Origin of the sequence: Staphylococcus sp. 11007852 (assembly GCF_011394325.1) — a bacterium.
GTDB lineage: Bacteria > Bacillota > Bacilli > Staphylococcales > Staphylococcaceae > Staphylococcus > Staphylococcus agnetis.
Window position 1 is genome coordinate 109,230 of the sequence record NZ_JAANBJ010000004.1, and the last position, 7,439, is coordinate 116,668.

The 7,439-nt window shown below is 36.0% G+C and carries 7 protein-coding genes; 3 read left to right on the forward strand and 4 right to left on the reverse strand.

Going from position 1 to position 7,439, the window contains the following annotated elements:
* Positions 1–119 precede the first annotated feature (119 nt).
* A complete protein-coding gene (locus G8Y85_RS00995; protein ID WP_060551843.1) occupies positions 120–842 on the reverse strand; it encodes an epoxyqueuosine reductase QueH in 723 nt (240 codons plus the stop codon).
* A gap of 238 nt (positions 843–1,080) precedes the next feature.
* Between G8Y85_RS00995 and G8Y85_RS12495 the strand changes: the two genes are divergently transcribed.
* The gene (locus tag G8Y85_RS12495) at positions 1,081–1,308 is read left to right on the forward strand and encodes a YozE family protein (RefSeq protein WP_157950530.1); all 228 of its coding nucleotides are present in this window, start codon (positions 1,081–1,083) and stop codon (positions 1,306–1,308) included.
* 230 nt (positions 1,309–1,538) lie between these two features.
* The gene (locus G8Y85_RS01005; protein ID WP_085622773.1) at positions 1,539–1,997 is read left to right on the forward strand and encodes a hypothetical protein; all 459 of its coding nucleotides are present in this window, start codon (positions 1,539–1,541) and stop codon (positions 1,995–1,997) included.
* A 74-nt stretch (positions 1,998–2,071) separates the two neighbouring features.
* Here the strand turns inward: G8Y85_RS01005 and G8Y85_RS01010 are convergent, their stop codons facing one another.
* Entirely contained in the window at positions 2,072–3,820 is a 1,749-nt protein-coding gene (locus tag G8Y85_RS01010) for a YhgE/Pip domain-containing protein (RefSeq protein WP_165805300.1), read from the reverse strand.
* A gap of 196 nt (positions 3,821–4,016) precedes the next feature.
* Between G8Y85_RS01010 and G8Y85_RS01015 the strand changes: the two genes are divergently transcribed.
* Positions 4,017–5,330, forward strand: coding sequence for a glucosaminidase domain-containing protein (locus G8Y85_RS01015; RefSeq protein ID WP_234022036.1), 1,314 nt, complete (start codon positions 4,017–4,019; stop codon positions 5,328–5,330).
* Between the two features lie 98 nt (positions 5,331–5,428).
* On the opposite strand, the gene G8Y85_RS01020 is transcribed toward G8Y85_RS01015, so the two are convergent.
* A complete protein-coding gene (locus G8Y85_RS01020; protein ID WP_165805301.1) occupies positions 5,429–6,007 on the reverse strand; it encodes a hypothetical protein in 579 nt (192 codons plus the stop codon).
* A gap of 125 nt (positions 6,008–6,132) precedes the next feature.
* Positions 6,133–7,329: an MFS transporter gene (locus G8Y85_RS01025; RefSeq protein ID WP_165805302.1), complete on the reverse strand. Its 1,197-nt coding sequence runs from the start codon at positions 7,327–7,329 to the stop codon at positions 6,133–6,135.
* Positions 7,330–7,439 lie beyond the last annotated feature (110 nt).

The window sequence follows — 7,439 nt, forward strand, 5'->3', positions numbered from 1 at the left end:
TTTAGCTAGGTTAAAGTTAAAAACAAGATTTAAAACACAACAAATATTATATCACAATAATATTTATGTGTTTAAATCATTACTAAACTAATTACAAAAGAGACATATCATCTTTACAATTACTTCTCAATGCTATCTAAAAATAACTTTGCTTGGCGATTAATTGTTTTAAAATCAATCCCTTGTTGTTGTGCCGCAAATACACATCCGCAATAACATTGACGGAAAATATCATACTCTTGACACATTGTTATCGAACGTTCATAACCTTTGTTTTTCTTGAAATCGCTCGGTAAATAAAACACATCATACAATTTTTGAACTTCAAGTCCAATGCCATTAATTAATTGGGCATTCTTTTTAGGTGACAACGTAATTGCACTACCAAAATAGTCGTAGTCAAAGTCTACCGCTGCTTGCGCCACCATATCTAAACGCATCTCAAAACAAGCGGAACATCGTGCGCCACCCTCTGGTGCATCCGTGACACCTTTGTCTTTTGCCATTTTCATAAATTCATGTGGTTTATAAGGGGCTTCGATATATTTCACATTTGCGCCTGTACGCTCATTAAAATCGTGTACGAATTGCTCTTGCACTTTCGCACGACGTAAATATTCATTTTTAGGATGAATATTCGGATTCGCAAAATATATCGCTATATCTGCATATTGTGTTAAAAATTCTAACGTATACGTACTACAAGGTGCACAACAACTATGTAGTAAAATTTTAGGTCTTACTCCTTCACGTTCCCAATTTTGAATCATTTTTCGTAATACTTTATCATAATTTATTTTTTGATTTTTCATTTTGTCTAAAATTTCATTTGCTTCTATCATCGCTGACTCCCTTTCTTTATCTATGCCGTATTACTTATTAGTTTAACATTATTCATGAAGAATGAAATGTAAATCTTTCTAAAGGAATGGTGATATAGAGTAGAGACCATACTTATTCTGGAATGCATTAAAAGGTATCTCTGTTACGAATCATTTTTATCGTTACACGCCAATGACTACATTTTTTTGAATCACTATCCTTAATTTGTGCTATAATATAGTTCGGCTCGTAAATGAGGTGAATTATTTGAGCTTTTATGATTACATGCAAGATTTCTTAGAAGATGATACGCCCTTAGGTGATTTGGCACGGCATATACATGCACACGCTGAGTTCCCTGAAGGACTTCATACGTCTGATGAGATTTTAGCGTGCTTTCGAGAAGCTCAGCGGTATGATCAATTGAATTATGCCGATCTCAAGCGAGCAATTGCATTATATATGCAGTTCGGATCCTTAAAATAGGATCGTATCATTCATTCTAATGAATGACCAACGGGAGTCTCATTATGAGGCTCCTTTTTATATAAACTGAGGTTGAACTTCTTCTGAAATTTAAAACATTGCTATAAATATGGATTTATCATTTTAAAATCGCATGACATTCTAATAAGAGATTAACCTCTTACGAATTGGGGTATTATTCGCTATACTATAATTAATGAAAAGGCTGATTGAAGGAGGCTACCACGATCATGAAAAAAATTGTATCTGCCATCGTCATTTTGTTGCTTATTGTCGCTTTAGTCGCAGTTTCGATAAAAGCATTTACACATGAATCACGTACAGATGACAGTGCACAAAAGCAAGAACAACAAAAGAAACATGATAAAAAGGAACCATCAACTGAAGATAAATCTACTGAAGAAGCAACATCAGAACAATACTTTGAGCAACCGACGCAAGAATATCACACGACGCAACAACCAACCTACCAACCCCCTGTACAACCGACACCAGAACCACGAAAGCCAAAAGAACCATCAACTGAACAAAAACCTAAGAAAGCACCTACTCAAGAAAAACCATCAACCTCAGAACCGTCACAACAACCTGCATCATCTGAACAACCAAAACCACAACCACCTCAAACAACACAGCCTGCACCAAAACCAAATAATAACACACCAAATGCCAACCACAAACAACCTTAAACAAAAAGCAGTAGCGATTTTAGGCGCTACTGCTTTTTTCAATCTTTTAAATTATCTTAGTGTCAATTGATATTTTATAAGGAAGATTTAAACAATTTAGATTGCCCTCGTTTTTCGATGCGTCTTAAGTATGGGCGACGTACCCATGGATATATGATAAAAGCCACCATAAAAATAATTAATCCGTATAAACCAAGCCAAGCTGTTTCAGTTATTAATACATCATACACTACCCCGCCGACCGCTTCTCTTAAAATTTTAAAACTATGATAAAACGGTAAATACGGTTGAATGTGTTGTACGAATAATGGTGACACGTTGATAGGAAATAATCCATCCGTGCCCACAAATTGAAATGCGAGGAGCAATACCGTCATCATTTTACCAACCTTGCCAAACAAGGTCACGATGGAATAAATCATTAACATATACATCAATCCAATGTACATCGTCATCCCAATAAATAATAAATGACTTTGCATTGAGATATTCAAAATACCTATCAACGCAACTAAAATGGCTACAAATTGCATACAAGTAATGAAGGTATATATACCCAGTCTCCCAAGAAAATGGTGTCTTGACGTTAATGTTTCCGATGTCATGTCGTAAGCATGGCGTGTTGGAATGATTAAAATTGTGAGCACTATGCCAAGCCATAATCCTAAAGACGTCACAAAAGGCGTGATACCACTTTGAAAGTTTTCCACTGAGAATTGACTTTGACGGTCAATATGAATAGGATTGGATGCGACACCCGCTTGCTTTTTCAAATCCGTGCGCATCAATTTAACAATATGTTCAAGTGTATTATCTTTATCTAACGTTTCAAACGTTTTGTTAGCCTCAGCGACCTCATTTTCAACAGAAGGCAAATCTCTTTCCAGTGATTGTGCCAGTTGATGTAACGCCTCTCGCGCACCCGGTTCATTATTTTCTAATCCTGCTCTCACCGTATCATATTGATTGAATAATGGCGGTAACGCTTCATTCAACTGTCCCGTTATAACGGATATATCGTTAGCCTGACCACTCAGTACAGGTCCATACGTTGCAAGATTTTGTTGATGCACTTGATTTAAATTTTGTGTTGCTGCCATCGCTTCATTTTTATATTGATCAGCCTGTTGCAATGTCGCTGTATGCTGCTCTAAGCTGTTCAATTGTTGATCTAATGTTATCATCGATTGTTTGAACTGCTCAATTTTAGGCAATGTCTCATTTGCAATAGCAATACTATCTCGGATTTTTTGATACGACGGTAATTGATCTTCAAGGTGAATCCCCTGTTGATTAGCTTCATCTAACAATACTTTCATCACTGAACGATTAAAAGAGGCATCCGCTTGTTTAATAGCTTCACCCATTGTCGCATCAGTGAGTCTAGGTGTAATCGCATTAACTTTTTCATTGACGTGATAGGTTACCGTAGTTTGTTTCGGTTTTTGACGTATAATGCCCGTAACATCCTTTGAAAAGGTTTGAGGTATGTATAAAACAGCAACATAATCGCCTTGTTTTAGTGCTTTATCCGCAGTTTGACGGTCTACAAACTGCCAATCCCACTTGTATTGTGTTTTCAATTGTTGTTCTACTTCTTTACTAATATTCACTTTGCGCTTTTGAATTTGTGTGCCTTGGTCTTCATTGACCACCCCTATTTTCATATGTTGGGTCTGTTGAAATGGGTCTTTATTGGCACTCAAGTCATACCATACGAATAAAGCTGGTAACAACGTTAATATCATCACAACGAGCCAAGCGAAAGGACTTTTTATAAGTTGTTTCACATCCATCTCAAACACATCGATGGGTTTTTTCATAATTTCACCTCAAAATGAAAAAGTCTTTATTAATCTATTATAATCATGTAAAATTTAAAATGTATATATTTGAAATTTCTAAACTTTAAAAATTCATTAATTTTTTGTAAAAAGTCTTTATGCCCCACCGTTTTACGTGTAAATTTTTATTAGTCGGCAAAGCCAAACGTATTATGATCAAGGAAGGAGCACTTAAGTGAAAAGACATTATGTAGTTCGAACACTCATCGCGACGACGCTTGTCGCGCCCTCTTTCACACCTGTCGCTCATGCGACTTCAGACAATCATACTACTGAAGATGCACGCAATACGCCATCCGAAACGCGTACTCACAATCATACAACTTCAACTGAAGGAATGGATGCATTTTTCAAAAAATATGGTGACAATGAACAAAATTCGTCTCATAAAGAGGCGCCTCAAACTGATCACCAAAAAGAGAACCCACAACTCCCTTCAAAAGATGATTTAACATCATCACGTGACCACGCACCACAACAAGCGTCTGATAAAGCGACAAAACCAACACGTCAAACAACACTATTTCAAACACAACCTGAAGGCAACAAAACGCAACTGCGTGTCATAGAAGACCCGGAAACACGTGCATTCATTAACAAAATCGCACCACATGCACATCACATCGCTAAAAATGAAGGCATTTATGCATCAGTGATGATTGCGCAAGCTGTGCTCGAATCCGATTCTGGACGCAGTGATTTATCTAAAGCGCCCAATCATAATTTATTCGGAATGAAAGGGCAATATCAAGGCGCATCTGTACCGTTTCAAACACTAGAATCAGATGGCAAACACATGTATCAAATTACTGCAGATTTCCGAAAATATCCGAGCGATAAAGAATCGTTAAATGATTATGCTTCATTAATTAAAAAAGGTATTGATGGTAATCCTACAATATATAAAAATGTATGGAAAAGTCAAAGCAATAACTACAAAAAAGCCGCACAAGGATTAGTTGGCACTTATGCAACAGATCCAGACTATGATCAAAAATTAATTCATTTAATTGAAACGTACGACCTTGAACGCTATGACAATCCAGAATTAGCAAGCCCACTTTCGGAAGGTACTGTACAAAAACCTGCTACTCTGCGAAATGTAAATTTCCAACCTTTTAAAGTTGCAGGAGGTAAAGCAAACTACCCGCAAGGACAATGTACATGGTACGTTTATCACCGAATGGCGCAATATAATGCGCATATCGCAAGTGATATGGGTAATGCCAGTGATTGGAGCTATAACGCTTTAACTAAAGGTTACAAAGTGACTGACACGCCTCAACCACATAATGCTGTGGTATTCCAACCAAATCAATTTGGTGCAGATCGCTATTATGGTCATGTCGCTTTTGTTGAAAAAGTGAATGACGATGGATCAATTGTTATTTCTGAAACAAATGTCAAAGGTTTAGGCGTGATTTCCTACCGCACACTTGATGCGCATACTGTTAAACAACTCGATTTCATTACAGGCCAATCTCAATAAACGCTATTATTCTAACGCTATAGGATTAAAATAAGGAGCCCGGTTCATCGTACCAGGCCCCTTATTTTTATGTGTGTGAGGTCATTCATTTTATTACGTTATTTCGGAAAGGTAGTCGTAACCACCATTTTATTGGCTATAAGTGAATACATCGTATCTTTATGATACTGTTGATATAGCGTAGACATATCTTGTACTTTCGCACCTTTTAAGAAATCTTTATACGAAGATGCATTTTGTGTACCACCAATCACAACTTGCGAATTACTTACGCCTACAATTGTAGCAAAGTTCCCTTTTGCAGGTAACACTTGATAAAAGACCATATCTTTCGGTGCACCTGGCATCAATTCAATGTTGTTTACCTTTTTAGGTTGTTTCACCAACGTGATTTTGTTTAATGGATACACATGCTTTTCACCACTCATCCATGTCACCGTAAATTTACCTTTTTGAATGTCATTTCGAGTAAAGGTATATTGATCATAGCCTTGAATATAATATGCTAAAGCAACTTTTTGTTGTTGACTCAGTTGCACATTTGCCTCTGCCGTTGTCACTTGGGACGGTGTTTCTGAAGATGGTGTTGTTGCATCTATGGAAGGTGCCATTAATCCTAAAGTCATCGTGCTAGCAATAACAAGTGGTACCGTACATTTGTAATAGTTTCTCATCATTTTCGCACTCCTTATTCAACCTCACACGTTATATTTATATATACCCTATTTAAACAATTTAAAAATAATATATAGATTGATAATTTTAACAAATAACTTTATCTGCATCATACTGTATCGAAGGGCTAGCTTGCTGCTTCAAATGTCTGACCATATATTTTATTGATAAACACCACTATCAACACTGCCATTGCAATTGCACAACCTGCAAACGTAAGTAAAAATGACAACGGCAATAAATACCCAAATAATACATATGATAATGGAACGAGTGCACTAGAGAGACTTTGATTGACTGAAAATACACGCGACTTAAATGCTTCATCTACCGTATTTTGTAAAAGAATTTGATACGGAATATTTCCGAGTGTAACTGAAAAACCTAATAATAACTGCCCTATAATGACAACGCTATAAACTATCATTGATGATGCGCCTAAAACGTTAATTATGATATACAGTAGCAGTATCAATTGTTGTAATAGAAGGGCGTACAAAAAACTACGTCTCAAATGCTTTTTGAGGGGAACAACTGTAAATAAAAGTGCACTCAGTATTAATGCGACCCCTAGTGTACCTTCAGCTACACCTAAATGCTTGGCACTCAGTGAGAGTTTTTGAACAATCAATATCGGTACACCTACGATAAGAACATTCATAATAAAATTCAGAAAAACGGCAATGATTAACAAATATTTCACTTCTGTCATTTGATGTAGATACTGTACCCCTGCTTTAAAATCTCCCCAAAACGTTTGTCTTTCAGTTTGCGTTTGTCCATGTTTAAACGTTAAAAAGAAAATAAATATAAGCGCTACACTTTCAGTTACAATATTAATGAATGCAACTTGTTGTATATTTAAAAATGAAATTAAAATACCACCAATGATGGGTGAAGCGAGCATTGAAGCGGATTGAATCAATTGCCTTAAGGAGATGACACGTTCTAAATAATCGCCTGTAATCCATTTTAAATTAGAGGTAACAATCGTTTTAACGTTAACATCTACGACAACAAGTACCATCATTAAAAGAAAGATAACTTGATAATGACCCTTATAAAATAATGTAAAACTTGTTAAAGCGAGAATACTGCCAATTTGACCGATAAATAAGATGGTTTTATTGCGATGTCGTCCAATGACATTCCCAATCAATGGCATCGCAATCGTATTAACAATTGCCAATAATGCGAGATACATTCCAAATATCGAACCCGATCCCGTTTGTTGTAATATGTAAAAACTGCATGTAAATGTGAAAATACCTGACCCCAATGTTGACAACGTATCAAAACATAATAAATAGAGTGATTTTTTCATGTTGTCCCCCCTTTATTTTATATTTTATACAAAGTCAGAATATTTTGAAAGTATTATTGAGAATGATATTAAAAAATGGCAGACGATTTATTTTTTTGGCGTTTATTAAC

Excerpts from the sequence above, each read along its gene's own strand:
- G8Y85_RS00995 (WP_060551843.1), bottom strand. The coding sequence starts at position 842 with ATGATAGAAGCAAATGAAATTTTAGACAAAATGAAAAATCAAAAAATA.
- G8Y85_RS01010 (WP_165805300.1), bottom strand. The coding sequence starts at position 3,820 with ATGAAAAAACCCATCGATGTGTTTGAGATGGATGTGAAACAACTTATA.
- G8Y85_RS01025 (WP_165805302.1), bottom strand. The coding sequence starts at position 7,329 with ATGAAAAAATCACTCTATTTATTATGTTTTGATACGTTGTCAACATTG.
- G8Y85_RS01020 (WP_165805301.1), bottom strand. The coding sequence starts at position 6,007 with ATGATGAGAAACTATTACAAATGTACGGTACCACTTGTTATTGCTAGC.
- G8Y85_RS01005 (WP_085622773.1), top strand. The coding sequence starts at position 1,539 with ATGAAAAAAATTGTATCTGCCATCGTCATTTTGTTGCTTATTGTCGCT.